Source organism: Flavobacterium branchiicola (assembly GCF_018383905.1).
GTDB lineage: Bacteria > Bacteroidota > Bacteroidia > Flavobacteriales > Flavobacteriaceae > Flavobacterium > Flavobacterium branchiicola.
In genome coordinates this window covers 679035-703477 of record NZ_JAGYWA010000004.1, presented here as the reverse complement: position 1 = coordinate 703477, position 24443 = coordinate 679035, and the positions used below count along the sequence as shown (strand labels likewise).

At 32.1% G+C, this 24443-nt stretch carries 26 protein-coding genes and 1 other RNA gene; 10 read left to right on the top strand and 17 right to left on the bottom strand.

The genetic code is table 11. From position 1 onward, the window contains the following. Window positions 1-187: 187 nt before the first annotated feature. Window positions 188-1018 carry a 4,5-DOPA-extradiol-dioxygenase gene (gene ygiD / locus KHA98_RS13040; RefSeq protein WP_213258364.1) on the bottom strand — a complete coding sequence of 277 codons (831 nt, stop codon included), beginning with the start codon at window positions 1016-1018 and terminating at the stop codon, window positions 188-190. Between the two features lie 96 nt (window positions 1019-1114). After that, complete coding sequence (locus tag KHA98_RS13035; RefSeq protein WP_213258363.1) at window positions 1115-2524, bottom strand: ATP-dependent DNA helicase; 1410 nt, start codon at window positions 2522-2524, stop codon at window positions 1115-1117. A gap of 412 nt (window positions 2525-2936) precedes the next feature. Here KHA98_RS13035 and KHA98_RS13030 point away from each other — a divergent pair, with 412 nt between their 5' ends. Next, entirely contained in the window at window positions 2937-3752 is an 816-nt protein-coding gene (locus KHA98_RS13030) for a DUF3822 family protein (protein WP_213258362.1), read from the top strand. Further along, window positions 3749-4354 (top strand): RsmD family RNA methyltransferase, encoded by a 606-nt coding sequence (locus tag KHA98_RS13025; RefSeq protein ID WP_213258361.1) that lies wholly within the window; start codon window positions 3749-3751, stop codon window positions 4352-4354. The genes KHA98_RS13030 and KHA98_RS13025 overlap by 4 nt, the downstream gene beginning before the upstream one ends. A gap of 251 nt (window positions 4355-4605) precedes the next feature. Here KHA98_RS13025 and KHA98_RS13020 read toward each other — a convergent pair whose 3' ends face one another. Beyond that, window positions 4606-6717, bottom strand: a complete 2112-nt coding sequence (locus KHA98_RS13020; RefSeq protein WP_213258360.1) for an outer membrane beta-barrel family protein — start codon at window positions 6715-6717, stop codon at window positions 4606-4608. Between the two features lie 270 nt (window positions 6718-6987). On the opposite strand from KHA98_RS13020, the gene KHA98_RS13015 reads away from it, so the two are divergent. The 3 genes from KHA98_RS13015 to KHA98_RS13005 all read left to right on the top strand — a co-directional run bounded on the left by KHA98_RS13015 (window position 6988) and on the right by KHA98_RS13005 (window position 9334). After that, complete coding sequence (locus tag KHA98_RS13015) at window positions 6988-8346, top strand: sensor histidine kinase (protein ID WP_213258359.1); 1359 nt, start codon at window positions 6988-6990, stop codon at window positions 8344-8346. Window positions 8347-8356: 10 nt separating this feature from the next. After that, complete coding sequence (locus KHA98_RS13010; RefSeq protein WP_213258358.1) at window positions 8357-9043, top strand: response regulator transcription factor; 687 nt, start codon at window positions 8357-8359, stop codon at window positions 9041-9043. 96 nt (window positions 9044-9139) lie between these two features. Then, window positions 9140-9334 carry a hypothetical protein gene (locus tag KHA98_RS13005; protein WP_213258357.1) on the top strand — a complete coding sequence of 65 codons (195 nt, stop codon included), beginning with the start codon at window positions 9140-9142 and terminating at the stop codon, window positions 9332-9334. On the opposite strand, the gene KHA98_RS13000 is transcribed toward KHA98_RS13005, so the two are convergent. Both KHA98_RS13000 and rnpB read right to left on the bottom strand, forming a co-directional pair. Next, on the bottom strand, window positions 9335-10261 hold the full coding sequence (locus KHA98_RS13000) for a ketopantoate reductase family protein (protein WP_213258356.1): 927 nt from the start codon (window positions 10259-10261) through the stop codon (window positions 9335-9337). A 134-nt stretch (window positions 10262-10395) separates the two neighbouring features. Next, an RNA gene (gene rnpB / locus KHA98_RS12995) (RNase P RNA component class A) lies at window positions 10396-10725 on the bottom strand. A gap of 126 nt (window positions 10726-10851) precedes the next feature. Here rnpB and KHA98_RS12990 point away from each other — a divergent pair. Beyond that, complete coding sequence (locus KHA98_RS12990) at window positions 10852-11145, top strand: SH3 domain-containing protein (RefSeq protein ID WP_213258355.1); 294 nt, start codon at window positions 10852-10854, stop codon at window positions 11143-11145. A gap of 252 nt (window positions 11146-11397) precedes the next feature. Here KHA98_RS12990 and KHA98_RS12985 read toward each other — a convergent pair whose 3' ends face one another. Beyond that, window positions 11398-12132: an SDR family oxidoreductase gene (locus KHA98_RS12985; RefSeq protein ID WP_213258354.1), complete on the bottom strand. Its 735-nt coding sequence runs from the start codon at window positions 12130-12132 to the stop codon at window positions 11398-11400. A gap of 117 nt (window positions 12133-12249) precedes the next feature. On the opposite strand from KHA98_RS12985, the gene KHA98_RS12980 reads away from it, so the two are divergent. Next, window positions 12250-12582 carry a winged helix-turn-helix transcriptional regulator gene (locus tag KHA98_RS12980; protein ID WP_213258353.1) on the top strand — a complete coding sequence of 111 codons (333 nt, stop codon included), beginning with the start codon at window positions 12250-12252 and terminating at the stop codon, window positions 12580-12582. 82 nt (window positions 12583-12664) lie between these two features. On the opposite strand, the gene KHA98_RS12975 is transcribed toward KHA98_RS12980, so the two are convergent. From KHA98_RS12975 to KHA98_RS12960, 4 genes are all read right to left on the bottom strand, one after another. After that, the gene (locus KHA98_RS12975; RefSeq protein WP_213258352.1) at window positions 12665-13036 is read right to left on the bottom strand and encodes a LysM peptidoglycan-binding domain-containing protein; all 372 of its coding nucleotides are present in this window, start codon (window positions 13034-13036) and stop codon (window positions 12665-12667) included. 6 nt (window positions 13037-13042) lie between these two features. Continuing rightward, the gene (locus KHA98_RS12970) at window positions 13043-13522 is read right to left on the bottom strand and encodes a BON domain-containing protein (protein ID WP_213258351.1); all 480 of its coding nucleotides are present in this window, start codon (window positions 13520-13522) and stop codon (window positions 13043-13045) included. 181 nt (window positions 13523-13703) lie between these two features. Further along, window positions 13704-14102, bottom strand: a complete 399-nt coding sequence (locus tag KHA98_RS12965; protein ID WP_213258350.1) for an NIPSNAP family protein — start codon at window positions 14100-14102, stop codon at window positions 13704-13706. Window positions 14103-14114: 12 nt separating this feature from the next. After that, window positions 14115-14909, bottom strand: coding sequence for a hypothetical protein (locus KHA98_RS12960; protein WP_213258349.1), 795 nt, complete (start codon window positions 14907-14909; stop codon window positions 14115-14117). Between the two features lie 169 nt (window positions 14910-15078). Between KHA98_RS12960 and dnaX the strand changes: the two genes are divergently transcribed. Further along, a complete protein-coding gene (gene dnaX / locus KHA98_RS12955) occupies window positions 15079-16164 on the top strand; it encodes a DNA polymerase III subunit gamma/tau (RefSeq protein WP_213258348.1) in 1086 nt (361 codons plus the stop codon). A gap of 257 nt (window positions 16165-16421) precedes the next feature. Beyond that, window positions 16422-16838 (top strand): DNA polymerase III subunit gamma/tau, encoded by a 417-nt coding sequence (locus tag KHA98_RS12950; RefSeq protein ID WP_213258347.1) that lies wholly within the window; start codon window positions 16422-16424, stop codon window positions 16836-16838. Between the two features lie 121 nt (window positions 16839-16959). Here the strand turns inward: KHA98_RS12950 and KHA98_RS12945 are convergent, their stop codons facing one another. The 7 genes from KHA98_RS12945 to KHA98_RS12915 all read right to left on the bottom strand — a co-directional run bounded on the left by KHA98_RS12945 (window position 16960) and on the right by KHA98_RS12915 (window position 23360). Continuing rightward, window positions 16960-17538 carry an NAD(P)H-dependent oxidoreductase gene (locus KHA98_RS12945; protein WP_213258346.1) on the bottom strand — a complete coding sequence of 193 codons (579 nt, stop codon included), beginning with the start codon at window positions 17536-17538 and terminating at the stop codon, window positions 16960-16962. 4 nt (window positions 17539-17542) lie between these two features. Beyond that, a complete protein-coding gene (locus KHA98_RS12940) occupies window positions 17543-18574 on the bottom strand; it encodes a saccharopine dehydrogenase family protein (RefSeq protein WP_213258345.1) in 1032 nt (343 codons plus the stop codon). A gap of 62 nt (window positions 18575-18636) precedes the next feature. Further along, entirely contained in the window at window positions 18637-19197 is a 561-nt protein-coding gene (locus tag KHA98_RS12935; protein WP_213258344.1) for a Crp/Fnr family transcriptional regulator, read from the bottom strand. Between the two features lie 11 nt (window positions 19198-19208). Continuing rightward, the gene (locus KHA98_RS12930) at window positions 19209-19790 is read right to left on the bottom strand and encodes a TMEM175 family protein (protein WP_213258343.1); all 582 of its coding nucleotides are present in this window, start codon (window positions 19788-19790) and stop codon (window positions 19209-19211) included. 80 nt (window positions 19791-19870) lie between these two features. Further along, window positions 19871-20761, bottom strand: coding sequence for a Ppx/GppA phosphatase family protein (locus tag KHA98_RS12925; RefSeq protein ID WP_213258342.1), 891 nt, complete (start codon window positions 20759-20761; stop codon window positions 19871-19873). A 26-nt stretch (window positions 20762-20787) separates the two neighbouring features. Beyond that, entirely contained in the window at window positions 20788-22869 is a 2082-nt protein-coding gene (gene ppk1, locus KHA98_RS12920; protein ID WP_213258341.1) for a polyphosphate kinase 1, read from the bottom strand. 5 nt (window positions 22870-22874) lie between these two features. Then, window positions 22875-23360 carry a SixA phosphatase family protein gene (locus KHA98_RS12915; RefSeq protein ID WP_213258340.1) on the bottom strand — a complete coding sequence of 162 codons (486 nt, stop codon included), beginning with the start codon at window positions 23358-23360 and terminating at the stop codon, window positions 22875-22877. 500 nt (window positions 23361-23860) lie between these two features. Between KHA98_RS12915 and KHA98_RS12910 the strand changes: the two genes are divergently transcribed. Continuing rightward, on the top strand, window positions 23861-24412 hold the full coding sequence (locus tag KHA98_RS12910; RefSeq protein ID WP_213258339.1) for a hypothetical protein: 552 nt from the start codon (window positions 23861-23863) through the stop codon (window positions 24410-24412). The last annotated feature ends 31 nt before the right edge of the window (window positions 24413-24443 follow it).

The following is a 24443-nucleotide window of genomic DNA, read 5'->3' as shown; positions in this document are numbered from 1 at the left end:
TACTTAAAAAGAAGATATAAATCAAACAATCAACTGACAAACAATTACTTATGTAAAAATAAACAAATTTTAACGAAACATTTTACTACCTCACCAAATTTATTTTTTAAACAAATTTTGTAAATTATAAACTTAGACCATTATAACATAAATGGAAAACAATTGGGAAAACTAAAAACAAATACTATTATAGTATTTTTACCGAAGTCATACTCAACGAACCTGCCAAAAGTTTGTCATTAAACAAATCCAATTCATCGGTTTTATCTTTTAAACCTAAAGTATACAAAAGTGGCAAATAATGCTCTGGGGTTGGAACAGCTAATTGAACGGCTTTATTCATTTTTTCGAAATCAATCAAAGGCTGAAAATTTCCATCTAATAAATAATTATTAACGGTTTCGCGTGCTTCTATCGCCCAATCGTAACCATAATTATCTTTATCGAAATTTCTGAAATCTACCATTCTAAGATTATGCACAATATTTCCGCTTCCAATAATCAGAACACCTTTATATCTTAAAGATTGTAATTTCTGCGCCAATTCAAAATGATATTGCCCTGATTTAGTGTAATCAATACTCAACTGAATTACCGGAACATCTGCATTGGGATACAGATGTTTTATAACACTCCACGCACCGTGATCTAAACCCCAATGTTCATCTAAATCAACCAATACAGGATCTAATAACTTTTTAGTTTCCAAAGCCAGTTCTGGACTTCCTTTTGCCGGATATTGTACATCAAAAAGCGCTTGCGGAAAACCTCCAAAATCATGAATGGTTCTTGGCATTGCCATAGATGTAACTTTTGTTCCGTTTGTAAACCAGTGTGCCGAAACACATAATATGGCATTTGGCTGGGGTAAAGTTTTAGCCAAATCTCGAAAACCAGTCACAAACTGATTTTCTTCAATTGCATTCATTGGGCTGCCATGTCCTAAAAACAAGACCGGCATTTTATCTGTATTCGAAAACGAAGATGAAATCGAATGTAAGTCGTTTAGTGTTGTCATTGCTTAAAATATTTTTTTGCCACGAATTTCACGAATCAGCACGAATTTTTTAAGCTTTCAAATTAGTGGAATTTGTGTAATTCGTGGCGAAAAGTCTTATTCCTCAAAACTCTCGTCTTTAAATCCTATCAAATATAACTTATTTTTAGCACGTGTCATAGCAGTATAAAGCCATCTGATGTAATCGCGATCGATTCCGTTTGGCAAATAAGGCTGCTCAATAAAAACCGTATTCCATTGTCCTCCCTGCGATTTATGACAGGTTATTGCATACGAGAATTTAACCTGTAATCCGTTGAAATATTCGTTTTCTTTTACCTTTTGAAATCTCTTATATTTAGTCGGTTCATCTTCATAATCTTTCATCACTTCTTCGTATAAACGATTCGATTCTTCGTACGTTAAAGATGGAGATTCGCTTTTTATAGTATCCAAAAGCAATACCGTTTCAAAAGGTTTTTGATCCGGATAATCGACCATTCTGATTTTTACTTTAGCAAAAGTAAATCCGTATAATTCTCTGATTCCGAACATTTCCAGAACTTCAATAATATCTCCGTTGGCAATAAATCCGGCTTCGTCTGTTTCTTTCAGCCAGAAATAATTATTTTTTACCACCATCAAAAAATCACCAACCGAAAGTTCGCTTTCTTTAAATAAAATTCGGGTTCTGATTTGTTCATTATACTGATTTGCTCTTTTATTAGATCGAACAATAAAAGCAGTGTCTTCAATACTATAATTACTATAGGCTGTATTTATGGCATCCTGAATATCGTATCCATCTGTTAATCGAACAATATCTTTAAACTTTTTTACATTGAATTTAAACTCTGTAATAAAACTTTCTTTCAGCAATTCACGTAATTCTGTTGCATTATATAAAATCCCGGAACTTTCTTCCTGACGCATTACTTCGTCTAGTTCTATATGTTCTATTTCTTTATCATAATGAACTCCAAGTGTCTGAATATCCAACGCCGGACTAATATCTAAATTTACCGGAGGCAACTGAGCTGTATCTCCCAAAAGTATCATTTTACAATTAGTTCCAGAATACACATAATTGATCAGATCATCCAACAAAGAACCACTGTCTAAAGTGCTATCTGAAATCATCGAAGCCTCATCGACGATAAACACCGTATTTTTATGTTTATTAACCTGTTTGGTAAAAGCCACTCCTCCGCCCGATGACTTTTTAGGAAAATAGATCTTTTTATGAATTGTAAATGCCGGTGTATTCGAATAATTGGCAATTACCTTCGCCGCTCGTCCTGTTGGCGCCAGCAAAACAAACTTTTTATTAATATCGCCAAGATTATTTACAATGGTAGAAATGACGGTTGTTTTTCCCGTTCCTGCATATCCTTTCAATACAAAAATCGTATCGTTTTGAGGTTCGGTTAAGAAAATAGCAATTTTTTGAAAAAAAATATCTTGTTTGTAAGTTGGTGCAAAAGGAAATCTTTTCTGTAAAGTGCCGTAAAAAGATGCTGAATTCATAGGATAAAGTTGTGATACAAAGTTCGGCTTTTTTAATGGCAATTACAATTTAGAAAATCAATATCAAATTTCAATGGCAATTTCAAATTTCAAATTTCAATAACAATAACAATTTCAATAACAATTTCAATAACAATTTCAATTTCAATAACAATTTCAATGGCAATGAAAATATCAAAAACCAAATCAAACATAGACGTGATATCAGTTCATTTAATACACACACGTAACTTTAATTACTTACATCACTTATATGGTTTTAAAAAATTAACGCTAACACAACTTCTTGTTAACTTCACTGTAAAATTGTTTTTTGAAATTGCAATTATATTTGTTGCTTTTTAATTTGTAAGTTTGTGGTCGCCTTAAATTCTTTCTTGATTCAAAACAGGTAACGAATTGTAAATCAAATATGTCATTGCAAAATACTAACATCACTTCTAAAAATTACAAAAAGCTTTCCATTCAGGTTTCCCTGACCGGATTTTCATTTTGTTGTTTTGATACTTTAAATAATGTTATTACCTCGTTTAAAGAAATAACTTTTGATACTTCAAATAAAAAAATTGAAGATTTATTTAGTGAAGCTTTCAAAAATAATCCTGAATTAAAAAGCACTTACGACGAAGTACTGGTTATTCACGACAATAATCTTTCCACTTTTGTCCCAACTGCTTTATTTGATGAAGATTATCTCGGAAGTTACTTACAGTATAATACAAAGGTATTTGAAACCGATTTTTTTACTTTTGATCACATTTCCAACTATCAAATGAATTCTGTTTACATTCCGTATGTAAACATCAATAACTTTTTGATTGACAATGTTGGCTCTTTTGATTATAAACACGCCAATAGTATTCTGGTCGAAAAAATTCTGGACAACTCCAGAAATAATGACGAAAAGAAAATGGTTGTCAACTTTAAATCCGGTCATTTTGAAGTGATCGTGGTTCAAAATCAAAAGTTATTATTATTTAATTCTTTTGAATATCAAACTCCCGAAGATTTTATTTACTACCTACTATTTACTGCCGAACAATCGAATTTAAACCCTGAGATTTTTCAACTCGAATTATTGGGCACGATAGACCAAAACGATCCGTTTTATGCCATTGCATACAAATACGTTCGTAATATATCTTTTATGGATATAAGCACTTTACAGCAAAAAAACAGCTTCTCTACTGCAGAAAACAAAAAACATTATATCTTATTCCAATCATGAGAATTATTTCAGGAAAACACAAAGGACGTCGCATTTTTCCACCAAAAAACCTTCCTGTTAGACCCACAACTGATATGAGTAAAGAAGCATTATTTAATGTTTTGAATAATCATTTTAGTTTTGACAGTTTAAAGGTTTTGGATTTATTCTCGGGAACGGGAAACATTAGCTTTGAATTTGCTTCACGTGGAAGTGCACCAATAACCTCTGTTGATGGTGATTTTGGATGCGTGAAATTTATCAAACAAGTTTCATCAGAATATGATTTTGATATTGCTGCAACAAAAAGTGATGTATTTAAATTTCTGGAAAACTGCAAAACAACTTACGATATTATTTTTGCCGATCCGCCTTACGGTTTAGATCAGGCAACGTTTGAAAAAATTGTTCTGACTGTTTTTGAAAGAGATTTACTTGAAGATGATGGAATGATGATCATTGAGCATTCAAAATATACCAAACTGGATCATTTGAGTAATTTTTCATTTCAAAAAAGTTATGGTGGTTCTTATTTTAGTTTCTTCGAATTAAATTCGACAGATGACGATGAAGAATTACCTCATGATGTTTCTAAAAAAGAAAACGAAGAAGATGAAGGATAGTTTTAAAAAACAATTTTTTGAAATTCCAAATTCCAATATTATAAAAATGCAAATCCCAAATTCCTCCCGATGCGTCGGGATTGAAATTTGGGATTTTTTTTATTGCTTTTTTTAATGCAGACCTTAAAAACATAGCCCAAGGTTTCAACCTTGGGTACACAAAGAGAAGAGATAATCGTTGCGAATCCAAGGTTGAAACCTTGGGCTATATTTTAATATTGTGATTTTAAACAGTTACACTGTTTCTATTTTTATCTAATTCTATTTTCATTCTCATCAACCGTTTTCTCTTTAAATTCACTCTCTTTTATTTTTCCGAAAGTATATCGTATTGCAATTGAAATTTCATTGGCATCAACCAAATATCTTGATTTTGAACTTATACCACTTATGGTAAACTTTTCGGCATAAATCGTGTTTTTAAAAACATCATTGTAGTTTAAAGTACAATTCCAATCCTTGCCAAAAGATTTTGCCAGAGACATATCAAAAATAAAATTGGCTCTTCGCTCAAAAACACCTTCTTTTTGTTTTGTCATTCCCCAAAAAGTAAAAGCAAATGTAAAATCTTTAGGAAGCTTAAAAGTGTTGTTTGAATAATAATACAAATAAGGTTTTGAGGAATTATACAATGCAGAATCGTCTTCGATTTTATTCTTTATAAAAATTAAGGAATTTGTTGTTGTCCAGAATTTATACGTGAAAGGCAAAGTAAAATCAATATTTATACCTGTTTCTTTATCAAAATTAAGTTCGGTAAAAGTCATAATATTAGTTTGACTATCATATATAAAATCACCATAAACCGGATTTTTATTTTGATAATAAGTGATTTTCACTGATTTATCATGATACTGAAAAGCCGTAGAAATCTCATCAGTAAATGTTGGATTTAGATTAATATTACTGCCATAAATAAAATAAGGATTTATATAAGTTGCAATCTGGCTTAATGAGGAATAATTTGGCCTTATAATGCTTTTGGCATAATTTACAACAATACTTTTAGTACTGTCGATTGGAAATGTCAACTGCGCTTTCGGAAAAAGATTCGTGTAATTTTTATCGATTGAAGGCAAAATATCCGTCAAAAACTTTCCTTTAGCTTTGGTATTTTCAAGTCGTAATCCAACGGAAAAATCAACTTTTTTAATCTTTCCGGAAAGCTGCGTATAAGCTGCCAGATTTGATTCTTTAAAATCATAATTAAAGCCGGTAGTTTCATTATTTTCAAAATCAAAAATATCAGTATCCGATTTAGAATTGGCTTGTAAATAAAGTCCGCCATATTCGAGATTCATTTCATTTTTAAACTTTTTTTCTAAATCAATTCTTCCGGAAAAAACATCAACATTAAATTTCTGATCCCGATTTTGCGACAATTCAAATTCGGTTTCATTAAAATTATTCTCTACCAAACTCAATAAATGCTGATTGAAATTAGAGTATTGAAAACCTGCGAACAATACAGTATTTATTGATTTTATCTTTTTGGAATAATTCAGAAATGAATTTACAAAATTCTTATTACTAGAATTATCACTAAAAGTAAAAACATTATTTATTTCACTCTGATTTTGATTAAAAGTAAATGTGTTGATATCAAAAGTATCGCTTTGCAGTCTTCCGCTCACATTCACAGAGAAATAATCATCTTCATTAATTTTATAGAACAAACCGCCTCCAAAAACATATTTATTTCTTTTAGTATTGGCCGTAACATCATAATTAGAAACAATTGAGGCTTCCGGAATCTGATACTCAATACTGTGATTTTCCCACGGATTAAGACGATTGTAATTAAAATTGGCTTTCCATTCTAATTTACCTTTTTTAAAACTGGAATTAAATCCCAAGTAATTATTGTAATTCTTCTTAAAAGAAGCCACCTCAGAAATTTCAGTTCTAAAACTGTCTTTTCTGCTTAATTTTCTTGTAATTAAAATCACGGCGCGGCCTTCAGCTTCATATTTAGAAGATGGATTCTGGATAATTTCAATTGTTTTGATATCGGCGACAGCCAAAGCATTTAAATCGTTCATTTCTACTTTTTGACCGTCAATATAAATCAACGGATTTCCTTTTCCGACAATTGAAATTTTTTCACGATCTGAACTAACCAAAACTGTTGGTAATTTTGCAAGTAAATCTAAAGGATTTGGAATTGTATTGTAAACAGAATTGGCGACATCAACTTTGATATTTCCATTTGAGTTTGTAAAAGTCTTTTTATCCTGATTGATTACAACTTCGTTTAATTCATTTGAAATAGAATCTTTTGGAGTCTCATCTTGCGCATTCGAAACAAATGACAAGAACAAGAAAAGTAACGTAAGAAAAAGTTTTGTGGGCAGATAGTTCATATTCTGAAAAGAAATTTTGATTAACAATGCTGCAAAAATGGTTCGAAAAACTAGTTTTGAAAGTTAATTGAAGGTTAATGCAGCGTTAATCTCTATTTTGATCCTTAAAAGCAGTATTTTTGAAGTGGAAATTAATGACAAAAAAGGGCCACAGATTTTACGGATTGAACGGATTTGTGCTGGCTGTTGATTATTTTTTAAATGTAATTGAAAAGTAAGCTGTGCAAATCAGCCTGATCCACGTTATCTGTGAGCTGTAATTTTAAATAAATGAAACAAAGAATCAATTTATTAATCGCATTTTCTGTTGTAGCGCTTGTTGTGTTGACGACGGTACAATGTTACTTGGTAAAAACGACTTACGATTATAAAGTGGCTCAGTTTCATACTCAGATAAAAAATGAAATTGCTCAGATTACTAATAATTACAGTGATATTGATTCAGTATTGGTTGCAAAAAAAGAAGCACTTTACAAGAAACTATCTGAAAACTACATTCTTGGCAAAAACACTAAATCTGACATTAAAAACGGACTTCTTGAAAATGAATATGAAAGTGCACTGACGCAGAAAATTAAGCAAAAATTTGAACGCGATTTACCCAACTTCAAAATTGACTTTGCCATTGTACTTAATAAATTTATTCTGTACAAAAACACAAAAAAAGCCGATACCATTTTCTCCGAAAAACCTTTTATCCAGAATAAATTATACGGCAATCTTATTTCATTAAATCATGCTTTTTTAGTTCGAAATTATGTCGGAACCACAAATGGAAGTTTCGAAAATCAGGATTATAAATTACTCACCGAAGACTCCATGTACGTCTCGGTTATCGATTGGGAAATGATTATTTTGAGGCGAATGACCTTTATTCTGATTCTTTCTCTATTCTCGATTGTAACTTTAATTAGTCTTTTTGTCATCGCCATTAAAGCTTTAATAAAACAGAAAAAAGTTAGTGATGTAAAAACCGATTTCATCAATAATATTACACACGAACTCAAAACGCCTTTGGCTACTTTGGGTATTTCAACTAAGATTTTAGGTCAAAAAAGCATTCGTGACAACGACGACAGTTTTAATGCCATTGTCAATACGATTTCACGCCAGAACAATCGTCTTCAGAATTTGATTGATCAGGTTATGGCAAATTCATTAGCCGAAAACGAAATCGAATTGCAGAAAGAAAAAATTGAAACAGAAGATTTCCTGCTTTCCATTGTAAATGATTTTAAAATTACGTTTCCGAAAATCCATTTAAGAACCGATTTCCAAACTACAAAAACCATTTTAGCACTGGATAAATTCCATCTCACAACAGCTTTTTTGAATGTATTGGAAAATGCTGTAAAATATGGTTCCAAAACAATTACAATCAAAACCAGAATTATTGAGAATCAATTTTCTATTAGTTTTGAAGATGACGGAATTGGTATTCCCAAAAACAAACAATCGTTCCTTTTCGATAAATTCTATCGTGTTGAACAAGGAAATCTTCATAACACAAAAGGCTTAGGTTTAGGATTGTATTATGTTAGTCAGATTGTAAAAGCGCATCAGGGCTCTGTGTATGTTAGCAGTGATTTAGGAAAAGGAGCTCAGTTTACTATTTTATTAAAAGTTTAATTACCTTATTTTGAAAAAATTACTTTTAGCCGAAGACGATTTCGATTTTGCTACCATTTTAAAACAATATTTAGAATTGCACCAATTCGAGGTAATCTGGGCAGAAAATGGCGAAATAGCTTTAGACTATTTTAAAAACCAAACTTTTGATATTTGCATTTTTGATGTAATGATGCCCAAATTGGACGGATTTTCATTGGCCGAAAAAATAATTGACATCAATCCTGACACTCCCTTTATTTTCTTAACAGCAAGAAAGTTAAAAGAAGACAAAATTATTGGTTTAAAACTTGGTGCAGACGATTATATCGCGAAACCTTTTGAAGTCGATGAATTAGTTTTGCGTTTACAGAATATATTAAAGAGAATTGAACAAAAAAGAAGTCTCGAAGGAAATAATATAATCGAAATTGGTTCGTATATTTTTGATAACGAACGTTTAACTTTAAATAATAAAAATCACGTTCAGCAACTCACAGAGAAAGAAGCTACTCTTATTGAATACTTATATCTCAACCATAATCAATTATTAAAGAGAGATCAAATTTTAATGTCTGTCTGGAAAAAAGACGATTATTTCTCAGGAAGAAGTATGGATGTTTTTATCAGCAGACTTCGGAAATATTTTAATTCTGATCCCAAAATTAAAATTGAAAGCGTACGCAATATTGGATTGGAATTTAAAATAGAAAAATAAACTCCTGCAAATCTTATAATTTAGCAAAACAATTGTGTAACAACATTTTGACCGTTCAACAATAAATTTGTTAGAGAAATTTTAAATCTAACAATCATGAACCTAAAAAGATTTTTCGGAGGATTACTTACAATGCTCGGAATAGCAGGACTAATCTATACAGCCGTAATTTTTGCCGGCACATCAGGAGAAACAAGAGATATTAAATCTCTGATTATTTATGGGATTTTAGGAATTGTATTCTTTATGTCCGGAATTAGTTTAGTTCGTGCAACAAAAGACGAATCTTAGTTAACTATTAATCGTCAATTTATCTAAAACCAATTGATACGTTGGCGTTTCAACTTCATATTTAAGACCCTCGTTAACAACAAATTCTGTTAACGATGCTACTTCAATACTACGCCCTGCAAGCAAATCACGATGCATTGATGACGTTGTTTCCGGAGGCGTTTTTTCTAGTTTTAAAATCGTTTGCATTATAATATCTTCAGGAAGCTTCAATCCTTTTACGGCTGCCAGCATTGTAATTTCATTCATTAGTGAAACATATATCTGCCTGCCTTCCTGACTTTCCAGAATTTCACCAATATTATAATTTAAATAACATGTTGCTGAAGCCAGTACAGAAATAAAAACAAACTTTTCCCAAACCGTATCTTCTATATCATCGACCAGATAACTGTCTATCTCTGCATTTTTAAAAATAGCCTGCAAAGCTTTCATTTTGCTCATTGAAGCTATTTCTGAACCAAAAAACAATCGTTGTAATGATCCAACATTATTGATTACTCCTGGCGATTCTATCATTGAAAATATATAAACACAACCTTGCAAAACTTCATTGTCAGGATAAATTGTACTGATACGCTCTGTTGCATCAACACCATTATATAACGGAAGAATAACAGTACTTTTTTTAATGCATTTTGCTAAACCTAAAAGGCTTTCTTCAATATCGTACGTTTTGGTGGCACAAATTAAATAATCTAATTTGCCAATTACATCGGGATCGTTTGAAACAACTTTCGGAAAAACTACAGTTTCAGATACTTTCGTAATTATTTTCAAACCCGATTCTGAAACTATTTTAAGAGTTTCTCCGCGTGCAATAAATACAATTTCTATCTCTTCAGATTCCTGATAGGCTTTCGCCAAAAGTCCGCCAAAAAAACCTCCAACACCTCCAAGACCCAAAATACCAATTCTTGTTTTCATAACCATTTTATATTTTTTTCTAATGAAATCAAAAACACATTACTATGAGTTTTAGTATTCATTATACTAAATTCAGTTTCATAAAAATTAGAGAGAAGAATTATAAAGCATACTAACAAACTTCATAAATACATAAAAAAAGCAGACCTGTAAGCCGGATTCTGTTCTTGTCTCATTTTGCAACGAGACAATACCTTATCATTTATCTAGATTCCGAATTACTTCGGAACTCAAGCTACCTACCCTTCAACAACGGACGAGAAGCCCTTAAATGCTGATATACTTGGTATTTCACCGCATAGAGTTTACCTGGTTTCACTACAGCATTACCTGTACATACTTTCTGTTGCACTTGTCCTTGCCTCATTTCTAAGACCGACGGGTGTTACCCGCTATGCTTCTCTATGGTGTCCGGACTTTCCTCCCTCCCGATGAATCGGGACGACGATAAGGCGGTCTGCGGTGCAAAAGTAAGGTTTTATGAACTAAGAATAATGATTTTAAATTTCCTATTTTATGAGTTTTATCATAACGTTTTAATTTTAAATTAGTTATCTTTAAAATTCTATAATTTTTAAATTCAGTTTATTATGAAAAGAATGTATCATTACGCAACTGTCTCAAAGGCTTTAGATCAATTGAATGAAAAGGGATTTACATGCGATTTTAATCGAAATGCAGATGTAATTAAAAAAAATCCTGAGAAATTTGAAATTGTTCATGTGTATCGATACGAAGGGGATTCGGACCCTGGCGATGAGGCAGTTGTATACGGAATTAAGTCGACTTCTGGCAAGAAAGGAGTTTATGTTGCTGGCTTTTCAGCCGATTCAGATCAGGAAACAGCAAAATTTTTATTTGATTTAAGCATTAGAGGAAGATAATTTTAAGGAGCCGGGAACCTGCTGTCCGCTGTATCTTTTGCAGTCTCGTTAGAAAAAAACGAGACCACAAAAGGATGCCGCTCCCATCAGGGCTAGGGCAATCGGTTTCAAAAGAAATAATCTTTTCCAAAATCAGGTAAAACAAATGAGAACAAAAAATTATTCAATAATCTATGTCATTTCAACAAATTGAAATTTACAGCGTAATCTATTCTTTTGTTGAAATGACATAAAATTAGAATAAAAATTTCTTCACAATGTTGTCCCTCCATCAACAATAATTTTTTCATTTCTTAATACCAGCGATTTGTCCGAAATTAAAAATTCCAAAACAGGTGCAATATCATTCGGTTTTAGAATGCGGCCAATTGGAGAATTTTCAGAGAAATGAGTTAACAAATTTTGAATCGCTTCATCATTCATCCCTGATTTTTGCTGAATTGGACTTTCCGTAACTCCCGGACTTAAAGTATTAACCCGAATTCCTTTTGAAGCCAATTCTATATTAAAAACTTTTGCAACACTTTCAAGTGCCGCTTTACTTGCCGTATAAACACTTGTATCTGCAAAAGCCTTAAATACAACAATTGAAGTATTTAAAACTATACTTGATGGATTATTTAATAATGGAATAAATTTTTGAATCATAAAATAGGAACCTTTAAAATTAATATTCATTGTTTCATCAAAAATTTCCTCTGTAGTATTTTCCAAACTAGCCGATTTAAAAATTCCTGCATTAATAAATAAGCCGTCAATTCTATTAAATCTCACCCTGACTTTTTCTACCAATTCATCGATCTCAGACAAATTAGAAACATCAGAAACTATTCCCGTTGCACGCTGATTTAGTTTTTCTAATGCATTCACCATATTGGTTTGCGACCTTCCTGTAATTATAACTTCATATCCATTATCCAACAAATATTCTGCACAGGCAAAGCCAATTCCAGTTGTTCCTCCGGTAATAACTATAACTTTTTTCATTTCGTTTTTATTAAATTTCGTACAAAACTAATTACTTGTTATCTTTACCACAAGAACGTACCAGAAAGTAAGTTACTTACCAAAACAACGGAATTGCTTCAATCAAAGCTTAAACAAATGGAAAATTTTGAAAAAAAATATGAAAAGGCTACAGAATGTCCCATAACAATTTTTATGGATAAAATTGGAGGAAAATGGAAGCCTGTTATTGTTTGGCTTCTGCTACTAAATGGAACTATGCGTTTTAACGAACTTGATAAAGCCATTAGCGGGATTACTCAAAAAATGCTTTCTCAGCAATTAAAAGATTTAGAAAATGAAAATATTATAAATAGAATTTCTTATCCCACTGTTCCTCCAAAAGTAGAATATACCTTAACAGAAAAAGGAAAAACACTATCTGAACTTTTGCAAGGTATTATGAAATGGAGTAAAAGTAATTTAATATAGATTTTGGGGCTACTGAAAAATGTTCTCAAAAAAAAGCCTGTCATTTTCAGACAGGCTTTCCATAAACAACATAAAAATAAAATTACGCTGTAGGTATTTTCAACTTCCAACCTGGCTGAATCACATCAGGGTTTTTAATAACGTCTTTATTAGCTTCATAAATCGCCTGCCATGAAACTCCGTGTGCTTTTCCGATTTTTGATAATGAATCGCCACTTACAACAGTATAATCAGTCGTAACTCCTTCTGCTACTTCAATATTCATCACAACATCAGCAGATCTAAATTCAGGATCCAGCTTTCCGTAAAGATCCCAAAGTTTTTCTTTATCCTCTGCCGATTTTGCTGTACCATCAATATACAATACATTATCCTGCTCTCTAACCTGCAAATTAGCTACGCCCAAATTAGCAGCTGTATTGGTTAACTCGTTGTATTTATCTTGTAAACTCATAGCCTCTTATTTAATAGTTAATTTGTTTTCAACTTTTTTAGGTTTCAATTCCTGTATGCTTTTGATCAAATTAGGCAATTGGCTTTTTTTGATATCTCCGGTAAGTGTTACAACACCATCTTTAACTGAAGCCGTTACGCCACTGTATGTTTTTACCACCTCGCCTACAGAAGTATTCAAAACACTATCAGCATTAATTTCAACCGGAGCTGTTGTTGCAACAGGTTCAGGAGCCTGAATTTCGCAGTTGTTTACCACAGATTTTACACCTTTAATTCCTTTAGCGATGTTCTCACAACTTTCTTTGCAAGCAGCATCTTTACAAATACCAGAAATAGTGGCAACACCATCCTTCACCGTAACTTCCATTCCGGGCATATCACCCATTTTTGCAGCAATTTCCTTTTGAATATCTGCATCTTTAGGACCACAAGCTACTAATGTTAAAGCAAGGCTCATTCCTAATAAAATTGATTTGATTTTCATAATGATATTTTTTAAATTAATTAATCCTCTAATTTAACGAATAAAACAATTAAATATTACAAAATAATCCTACAATTTTAAATCTTATTAATTTCTTAAAACCAGCGTATAAAAAAACCTTAAACTTTTCAATTTAAGGTTTTAGTAATTATACAGATTTCAAACCATCTGCAAACCATTATTAATGAGGCGAATAATTAACTTTCGTTAAAACCCGATCTTCAATATTCCCCACTACATCACCATATTTTGCTGTGTATTGTTTCTTAATATCTATCCATTCCTGATCTTTTTTAAAATCTTCCCACGCTTTTTTCATTGTGGCTTCATCCTGCCATTCCAGAAAATAGACAAACTCGGTTTTCTTATCTGATTTTGACTCATAAATCGAAATGATCTTAAAGTTATATTTCTTCATAATGCGCATAGCATGATCCCGAAAACGTTCATGAAATTCTTTTTTATTATTCTCAAAAATCTCATAAATACGCAATTGAAACACCGGACTTGTCTGAGTCGCGTTTTGCGCTTTTACAGCAAATGTTGTGAGTAGAACTAAAATTAAAAAACATTTCTTCATAACTTATAATTTTTAACTTCCCATTTTACCATATCGTTGTTGTTCAGAAAAATAAATTATGATCGTTTTGCCATTCTTTTTATAAGGGTAAAACAATTCATAGTTTCCATTATGAGAACTGTATCTGAACTCGTTACTGTTCTTCTCAAAAACAGTATTTAAATATACTCTCTCTTCTTTTGTTGTTTGATAAATATATTCTGCTTTTTCAGGTTTTATAGTATCTTTCAGGTTTTCGCGATAATATTCATTAAACCCTAAATAAACCGGCGATCCCTTTATAGAGTCTTTTACAATTAAAGTTATACTTGGAAAATTTTTATCAGTATCTGATAATACTTTTAAAATTTCAGCAGTTTCTTTGATGTATTCTTTTGTAAAGGAATAATTAACCAGTTTCTCACTGTTGGATTTATTTGATTCGATAATAGATTTTGCCGACTCTACAAGCATCTTTTCTTTTTTGGAAGAGGTTAAATAATTACCGCCAAAAAGAACAATTAATATTAAAGGAAAAATCAAAATCAGCATCACAATTTTAAGTTTACCCGATTTCTGATTTAGCGTTTCCTGATCTTGTTTTTCGGCAATTCGGGTTAAATTGAACATTAAATTAAGAATCAAAGAACCGGTCATTAATGCTAAAATACCAACAACACTGAGATAGAATGTTTCAGTCATATTTTCCCTGAAAACTTTCAATCCAAATACTTCAATTGTGATAAACGTAAATACCCAGTAAACTAATAAAAGTATAGACGTAATTCCAATAATATTACTTAATCTCACAATTTGTTTTGCATTCATTTTCTGTAAATTTCTATTAATTATTTTGAAATAAAACTACTACTTTTTTTCGCAATTCAATCAAAAATATTTTTTTCTTTCTACAATTCAACCAGTTAAAAATCTTTCAATTTTTAAATTTTTAAATCATTAAATTATACTCTATATTTGCTATCGAATAAAACAGAATATGGAACAATTTGTAGTATCGGCTCGTAAGTATCGCCCGCAGACCTTTAAGGATGTTGTGGGTCAGAAAGCCATTACCAACACTTTGTTGAATGCTATCGACAGTAATCACCTTGCTTCGGCTCTTTTATTCACCGGACCGCGTGGAGTTGGTAAAACAACCTGTGCACGTATTCTGGCGAGAAAAATTAATCAACCCGGATATGATGATCCAAATGAAGATTTTGCTTTTAACGTTTTTGAGTTAGACGCTGCTTCAAACAACTCGGTCGATGATATCCGTAACCTTATCGATCAGGTTCGAATCCCGCCACAAACGGGGCAATATAAAGTATATATCATTGACGAGGTTCATATGTTGTCTTCAGCCGCTTTTAATGCGTTTCTGAAAACATTAGAAGAACCACCAAAACATGCTATTTTTATATTAGCAACAACAGAAAAACACAAAATTATTCCGACGATTTTATCTCGTTGTCAAATTTTTGATTTCAAAAGAATTACAGTAAAAGATGCCAAAGAACATTTGGCTGATGTTGCTCAAAGTCAGGGAATCAATTTTGAAGACGATGCACTGCACATTATTGCTCAAAAAGCAGATGGTGCAATGCGTGATGCGTTGTCTATTTTTGACCGTGTGGTTTCGTACTGCGGAACTAATTTAACGCGTCAGGCTGTAACCGAAAACCTGAACGTTTTAGATTACGAAACCTATATTGCGATTACCGATTTACTTTTAGAAAATAAAATCCCGGAACTTTTACTGGCTTACAATGATATTCTTGCCAAAGGTTTTGACGGACATCATTTTATTGCCGGACTGGCTTCTCACTTTAGAGATTTATTAGTAAGCAAAACTCCGGCAACAATCGCTTTGCTTGAAGTTGGAGAACAAGCGCAACAAATGTACGGTGTACAAGCTCAAAAATGTTCGCAGGACTTTTTATTAAAAGGGATTGACATTGCCAATGACTGTGATTTAAAGTACAAATTAAGTCAGAATCAGCGTCTTTTAGTTGAATTATGTTTGATGCAATTGGCCTCTATCAACTTTGATGGAGAAAAAAAAAAGCTGAGCAATTCATAATTCCACCCGTTTACTTTAAAAATGGAAGCTTTTCTATTGTTGAAGTAAAAACTCCCACCTCTAAAACTGAGAATCCAAAAGAAGCAGAAACAACTTCATCAAAACAAGAAATTTCAAATCCTTCATCAGAAACTGGGTCTTCTCAAAAAACTGAAATAGCACCACAAGTTGAAACTCCCGAAACTCCAAGAGTTCAAATTGGCGGTGAAGCAAAGGTTTCAGCATTTTCTTTAGCAAGTATCCGCAAGAAAAAGGAATTGGAAGAACGCGGTAAAACTTACGTTAAACCTACTTCTGAATTGCCTACTGAAGAATTTAATGAAACTGATATGCGTCTTCAATGGAACAAATATGCTGAACGTTTAGGACAAAAAGGATTAAGAATCATGGAGTCTTTACTTTTAATTAACGACCCGACTCTAGATGGAACAAAAATCACTTTAGAACTTCCAAATGAAGGTTCGAAGTTAGATTTTGAAAGTCAGCTTAATGGACTTTTAGGGCACTTAAAAGGACATTTACATAATCACGATATTACTATTGAAATCATTGTAAATGAAACAATTGAAACAAAAAGAAGTTTAAACGATCAGGACAGATATAATCGTTTACTTGAAATCAATCCAAACATTGAGCTTTTACGCGCAACATTTGGACTCGATTTACAAGCTTAATTGTTTTTTTGCTCGAATTTCAACAATTCTAGCAAAATTTATTTACACACTTTTCATCCCTTTTTTTAATTCACAGAATTACTAAACTCGTTCCTCAAACTGGAATACTAAATAAATGACCTTATTTATTTCGAAAGCCAAAATCATACACCTTATCGAGCCATTTTTTCCTTTGGTTTTCATCGGCCGTTTTTATAACCCCTATATAACTAACTTTTACTGGTTTTACACCGCAGAATTCCAAAGTTGACTTTTTTAATTGATTTACGCTTGGTCTCCCAAAAAACAATCTGTAATACCAACCCGGCTGATCTAAAGTAGTAATAATATGTGCGGTTTTTCCTTTGAGTAATTTATCCCACCAAACCGAATTTTCTCTGTATTGAAAAGCCATACCGGGTAAAAATAAACGATCAATAAATCCTTTTGTAATGGCAGGAAGTCCGCCCCACCAAACCGGATGAATCCATACCAAGTGATCGGCATTTTTTATTTTTTGCCAGGAGTCTAGTAAATCTTGTTCTAATTCCGTTCGTTTTTGATATCCATATTGTAAATTCGGATTAAACTTTAAATCGGCTATAGTAATGGTTTCCACTTGTGCTCCAGATGCAATTGCACCATTTTTATACGATGCTGCAATTCCAAAATTAAAACTTGCGGGGTTTGGATGTCCGTTTATAATCAGTATTTTTTTCATAGTACTATTTGCTTATTTTAAGATTGATTGTGCTGTAACTATTTAATGCCTCGTAAATTTCTTCCGGAGAATGTATTTGATGACTAAAATAAATTCCGTCATACAAAATTCCCTCCAGCATTCTTTCAATATGCAAAACAGTAGAAAATGCAGTTAATTCGGCCTGACCTTTTAAACTTTGAAGACTAATTCGCTTGGTTTTATCCTGAGTTTTAATTACCACCTCAAATGCAGTCTGGTCACCGTTTCCACTGGAGCCAAACAACAATTGTCTTTCTCTTAAAAACATGATATTAAAAATCTTAAGCGATTGAAAATAACCCATTAAACAGGTTATAAATTTAGAATTGTATGTCACCTTTACAGAGACGGTTGGTATTTTTTCGATTTGATTTAAAATAAACAAATCCGGAACATCTAAATTATATACCTGACGATATCCGATTTCAAATGAAAAATTAAATCTTTCTGAATTCAAAAAATGTTTGACTTTTTGTGGCCTGTTGTTTTTATAAACAATGAATGGCTTACATACATTTTCGGCTAAAAAATTGGCTGAACTTTTCCCAGCCTGATCTTTTACAGAATAATAGATATAAATATTGGTTTCCTGAATTTTATTTTTTTCCGGTTCAGCAAAATCGACCAAACTACCAACAATACCGCCCATCCAGCCGGAGCTAAAAACAATACGGCTTTCTGCTTTTGGCATTTTTGTTTTAGCAAAATCATATGCAACAGTTAACTCCGGGGTTGGTTTTGTAATATCTATATAATCAAGTTTGTTTTTTATTGCAAACTCTAAAATTTCGTTATTACTATCTTTTGTACATAATACAATCAGGTCAATTTTGTTGGTTGTAATAGTATCAAAAGTTCTTGGATTGGTTACATCAATTACTAAACTGTTAGTAGTTTTTCCCGATTGGCGACTTCCTATAAAAAGATTAAAATCAGGATTTCTTGCTTCAAGAATACGCAATATAACTTTGCCAACTAATCCGGTTCCTCCGATTACTAAAATATTTTTTCTCATTATTATATATTGTTTTCAGCAAAAATAATGAGGTAATAGCTTTAGATAACTGGACAAATGTCCTATAAAATCGCTTTACGAATCCGGCTTAAATGTCTTGGCGTCACGCCTAAATAGGAAGCTAAATATTGCAACGGAATTAACTGCAAATACTTTTGATGGTTTTTATAAAGTTCTTCGTAACGCTGTGTTCCTGATAATTTCTGAAATGAAATCATGCGTTTCTGAAGTGTTACATATTCCATTTCAGTTAATTTACGACCGATTTCCTGCCAGTGTGGTCCCAATTCATAAAGTTTTAGCAAATTTCCACGGCTTAAAACTTCTAATTCTGTATCGGCCAGAGCCTGAATGTTTTCTTCGGCAACATTCTGGGTTATAAAACTTGAGAATGAAGCCATAAATTCGTTTTCGAAAGCAAAACAATTTGTGATTTCATCTCCCTGATGATTGAAAAAACAGGAACGAAGAATTCCTTTTTTAATAAAGTAGATCTCTTTACTAATCTGATTTTCTTTTAGTAAAAGTTCGCCTTTTTTGAGTGTACGGGTTGTAATTAAATCATCTAACTGATCTAATTCGTTTTGAGGTATGATTTGAATAGACTGAAATACAGATTTCATTTTAGGAAGGATTATTCTTTTGAGGCAAAAACGCGTTCGATTCTTTTATCAGGAATAAGCCATAACATTGCTACGGTAAAATAAGCTGCACCCGAAATCCAAACATTATAAAACGAAAACACTATTCCTACTATATACAAAACAGAAGAAGCATTTCCTTTAACATCCTTACCAATTGCTTTAGAAATGACTGAGTTTTTACCTTCGCTAACAATAATTGTTCTTTGCAGAATAAAATAAGTGATTGAACATAAAAGCAATACAAATCCATATAAAGCCATAGAGGCTTTTGCGAAAATATGCTCACCCATCCAACCTGTAGCAACGGGAATTAAAGACAACCAAAATAGCAAATGCAGATTTGCCCAAAGTATTTTTCCGTTGATTTTAGTTAGACTATGAATTAAATAATGATGATTGTTCCAGTAAATTCCAACATAAATAAAACTTAAAACATAACTCAAAAACTTAGGAATAAGCGGTTTTAAATCGCCAAACTCATGTCCCTCGGGCACTTTAATTTCTAAAATCATGATGGTAATAATGATTGCTAAAACACCATCACTAAAGGCTTCGAGTCTGGTTTTATTCATTTATTATTTGTTTTAATTATATATTCATTCAAAAAAGTTAGCCACAAATTTCACAATTCATAAAATTTGCGGCTGAAAATTTAAATTTTACCGTAGTACATTGCTTTTACAATACCATCAGAAAGTCCGATTTTTGGAACATAAATCTGGCGTGCTCCACTCCACTTCATCGCATTCAGATAAATACGTGTAGCGTGAATAATAACGTCAGCACGGTCAGAGTTTAATCCTAATTCGGCAATTCTTTGCTCGTAACTCAATGAGTTTAAGAACGCATATTGCGAATTGATATAAATATATGAAAGTGGTTTTTCCTGTTGTTTTCCGGACATCTTAAATAACTTATTGATGTTTCCTCCAGAACCAATCAGAGTAACCTCATCATAATCTGCTGTGTTGGTTTTAATCCATTTTTCGATTTCATCCCAAACAACATCGCAAACCATATTATTAAGCAAACGAACGGTTCCGGCTTTAAAAGATCTTGAATTAATCATTTTTCCATCAGAAAACAGTGTAAATTCTGTACTTCCGCCACCAACATCAACAAAAAGATAGGTTTCGTCTGTTTTTAATAAATGATGTAAATCTGTAGACGCAATAATAGCGGCTTCTTTTTTCCCATCGATGATCTCGATTTTAATGTCGGCTTTTTTCTTAATCAAAGCCACTACTTCTTTTGCATTATACGCTTCACGCATTGCCGAAGTTGCAAATGCCATGTAACGCTCTACTTTATGTACTTTCATCAAAAGATTAAATGCTTTCATTGCATCTATCATTCGATCTGTATTTTCTGCTGAAATTTCGCCTACTGTAAAGGCGTCTTGTCCCAAACGAATTGGCACACGCACAAGCGAACTTTTATTAAACTGCGGTTCTTTTCCATCCTGTTCTACAACATTGGATATCAGAAGCCTCATGGCATTTGAACCGATATCTATTGCTGCAAACTTCCTTATATTAATCATGCTCACTTATGATTTGAAATTGGTTTTTAATTTTTTACTTTTTGCGGAACCTGTTCCATTATCTCAATCTTATTTTGATAATATTTGTAGGTTTCAAATTGCGCTCTAAATGGGGCATGATGATTTCGAGGCTTATATTTATTATCTAATTTATAAGAATGGTATCTCACTTTAACATTCCCTTTCCATGCAATATTAAAATTGTCTATCAATTCTTTTTTAATTTCATGGTCGTATATCGGGCAGGTTACTTCTACTCTTCCATCAAGATTTCTGGTCATAAAATCGGCAGATGAAATGTAAACTTCGGTTAAACCTGCATTTCCAAAAATATAAACTCTTGAGTGTTCCAGATAATTATCTACAATACTAATTGCTTCGATGTTTTCACTCATTCCTGGTATTCCGGGAATTAAAGAACAAATTCCTCTTACCTGAAGCTGAATTTTTACACCGGCATTACTTGCTTCGTATAATTTATCGATCATTTTAAAATCAGACAAACTATTCATTTTAAGTTTGATATGCGTTTTTCTTCCTGCCAATGCATGAAGAATTTCACGATCAATGAGTTTGATAAATTTAGTTCTTGTATAATGAGGCGATACAATTAAATGTTTGTATCTGTGAACTCTGTAATTGATATCAAAAAATTCAAATATTTTAGATACATCTTTTAAGATTCCCTGATTGCAGGTAAAAAGTGTAACGTCTGTATAAATTTTTGCTGTGGCTTCGTTGAAATTTCCTGTTGAAACAAATCCGTAACGGCGATTCTTACCTTCTTCAAGTCTCTCGATAACACATATTTTACTGTGCACTTTAAGACCTTTAATTCCAAAGATTAACTCAATTCCTTCTGTCTGCATTTGCTCTGCATACGAAATATTTGAAGCTTCATCAAAACGCGCCTGAAGTTCGATCTGTACTACTACTCTTTTACCATTTTTAGCCGCATTAATCAATGAACTGATAATCTGAGAGTTCTTTGCCAGACGATACAATGTAATTTTGATGCTGGTTACTTTTGGATCCAGAGCGGCTTCACGTAAAAACTTAGTTAAATAAGCAAAGGACTGATATGGTGCGTGTAATAAATAATCTTTTTTACTGATTTTTTCCAGAATACTTCCGTCCATACTTAAACCCGGAACTGGTAAAGGTTCGTTTGGTTTATAAAGTAAATCGTAACGTCCTAAATTTGGGAAACTCATATAATCACGTCGGTTGTGATATCTTCCTCCGGGAATTATACTGTCTGAATCAACAATTTTCATTTTATCCAAAAAGAACTGCAATGTATCTTCTTCAATTAAATTATCGTAAATAAAACGAACAGGTTCTCCAATTCTTCGGTCTTTTACAGATGAAGATATTTTCTCCAGCATACTTTTACTTAAATCGCTATCAATATCTAATTGCGCATCTCTTGTAATTTTGATCATATGCGCCGAAACACTTTTAAAATCAAAAATATTGAAGATGTTTTTTAGTTTATAACGAATTACATCATCAATTAAAATAACATACTGTTTGTCATCTTCTGATGGAAGTACAACAAATCTATTGATGGTTTTAGGAATCTCGATTAATGCATAACGAACCTCATCATTTGCGAGTTCCAAACGAACTGCCAAATATCCTAAAGTATCTTTTAAAACGGGAAAAACCGCCAGATCATTCAAAATAATCGTCACTAATTCAGGGCTTAACTTCTGCATATAGAAGTCTTTAAGAAAAGCTTCCTGACTTTTTGTAATTTGATTTTCGTTTATAATGAAGATATTCTCGCCTTCCAGTTCGGCTTCAATATTTCCTAAAATACGTAAACTTTCAGATTGTTGCTGAATTACGATTTCGGTAATATCCTTAATTAACTGATGGGCAGAAATACCTCCTAAATATTTTTCGCCAGAAATACCCGAGAGACTTAATCTTCGAATGGCGGCATATCGAACTCTGAAAAACTCATCTAAATTGTTTGAAAAAATTCCAACAAAACGCAGTCTGTCTAAAAGTGGAACTGTGTTGTCTGCTGCTTCCTGAAGCACTCTTGCATTAAACGCTAACCAACTTTTTTCTCTATCGATATATTTCTGTTCGTACACTTTATTTATTTTAAATCTTTGGGGAAAATTGTTTTATGTGTTTTGCCTTTATTTAATGTGTCCCAGCTCTCCGAATCAAATTGAAGCGATACAAAACCTGAAGTCGGGACGTTTTCTATAAAAACATCCCCAAATTTATTAACAAAATTTGTAATAGCCTCGTTATGTCCAAAAAGAATAACGCTTTCGAAACTATTATCACACGATTTAATAACTTTTTCGAGTTGTTTTTCATCAAACGTATAAAGATCATCTTTGTAAATGATGCTTTCAATGGGGTATGAAATATTTTGGGCAAAAATAAGTGCAGTTTCTGAAGCTCTTGCTGCAGAGCTACTCCATATTATATAGGTTTTAGGAAGATATTTCGAAATATGTGAAGATACTTCATGTGCATCCAGAATACCTCTTTTCATTAAAGGTCTGTCAAAATCTTTTAAAGGAGCTTCCCAACTTGATTTTGCGTGTCGTATTAAAATTAAGTTTTTCATAAAAAGAGATGATTTAAAAATAAGTACACTTGCTGAAAATATTTTCTAAGTTCTAATTTACAAAAGAATTTTTAATACTCCTCATTTTTTTAATTCTGTTAACATTATATGAAAATTTTAACAAGAATATAGAATCCTCAAAAATTTAACAATCTCAAAAAGTCCAAAACCCACTTTTTATAAATTGTGTACTTCATCTATTAAATCTGTCAGTTTGTCGATATTTTGCAAATTTGCAAAATTTTAACCAAATACTTGATTATTAATCATTTACACCCGATTAAAAACTGCGAATTTGATCAAAAAAGGAAGAAAAATGCTTCTTCAATTTTGCAAAAATCGGTCAAAAAAAGTTTTTTTTGAGGCAATATTTAGCAAAAAAAGAGTAGTTAAACGAGTTTTTAGGTTAGTTACAGAGAAAAAAAATCAATTAGGAAAACTCTAATATAATTTTGATTCTGTTAAAATTTCATAAATACTACAAAACTAAATCTTAAGTTATGAAAACTAAATCTACTCTTGAAAAAGCAGTAAAATTTGTAAACAATTGTAAGTACATTTTTTCCTTTAGAAAAAACATCTTTCAAAAAAACATTTTCACCATACTGTTTTGTTTGCTTACAACTGTTTCATTTGCTCAATCTGGTTCCTGTAAGGCTACTTTGGTTGTAGAGAATAATGGAAACATTAGGAATACTCCACCAGACGGAACTTACTACTCTATGATCCTGACCAATAATGGCTCATCGACCGACACTTACGTTTTATCTGCAAAGAATGTTAACAGTACTTGCAGTAATACAGACGGAAGCAGCACTTCGGGAAATATTGTCGTTGGTACCGATTTTATCGATTCAACCAAAAGTACTATCAGCGAGATTACTTTAAATGCAGGTGAATCTGTGAATTTCTACATTCATATTACGATTCCTGCAAGTGCTCCTGTAGAAAAATGGTCTTGTAATCAAATTACTGCAACCTCAAAAAGCTGTACCAACTATTCTGTTGACAGTCTTTTACACACTTTCGTCATTAACCCGGCTAATGATTAACAACAGATTAAGTATTCCCTTAAAATAATTT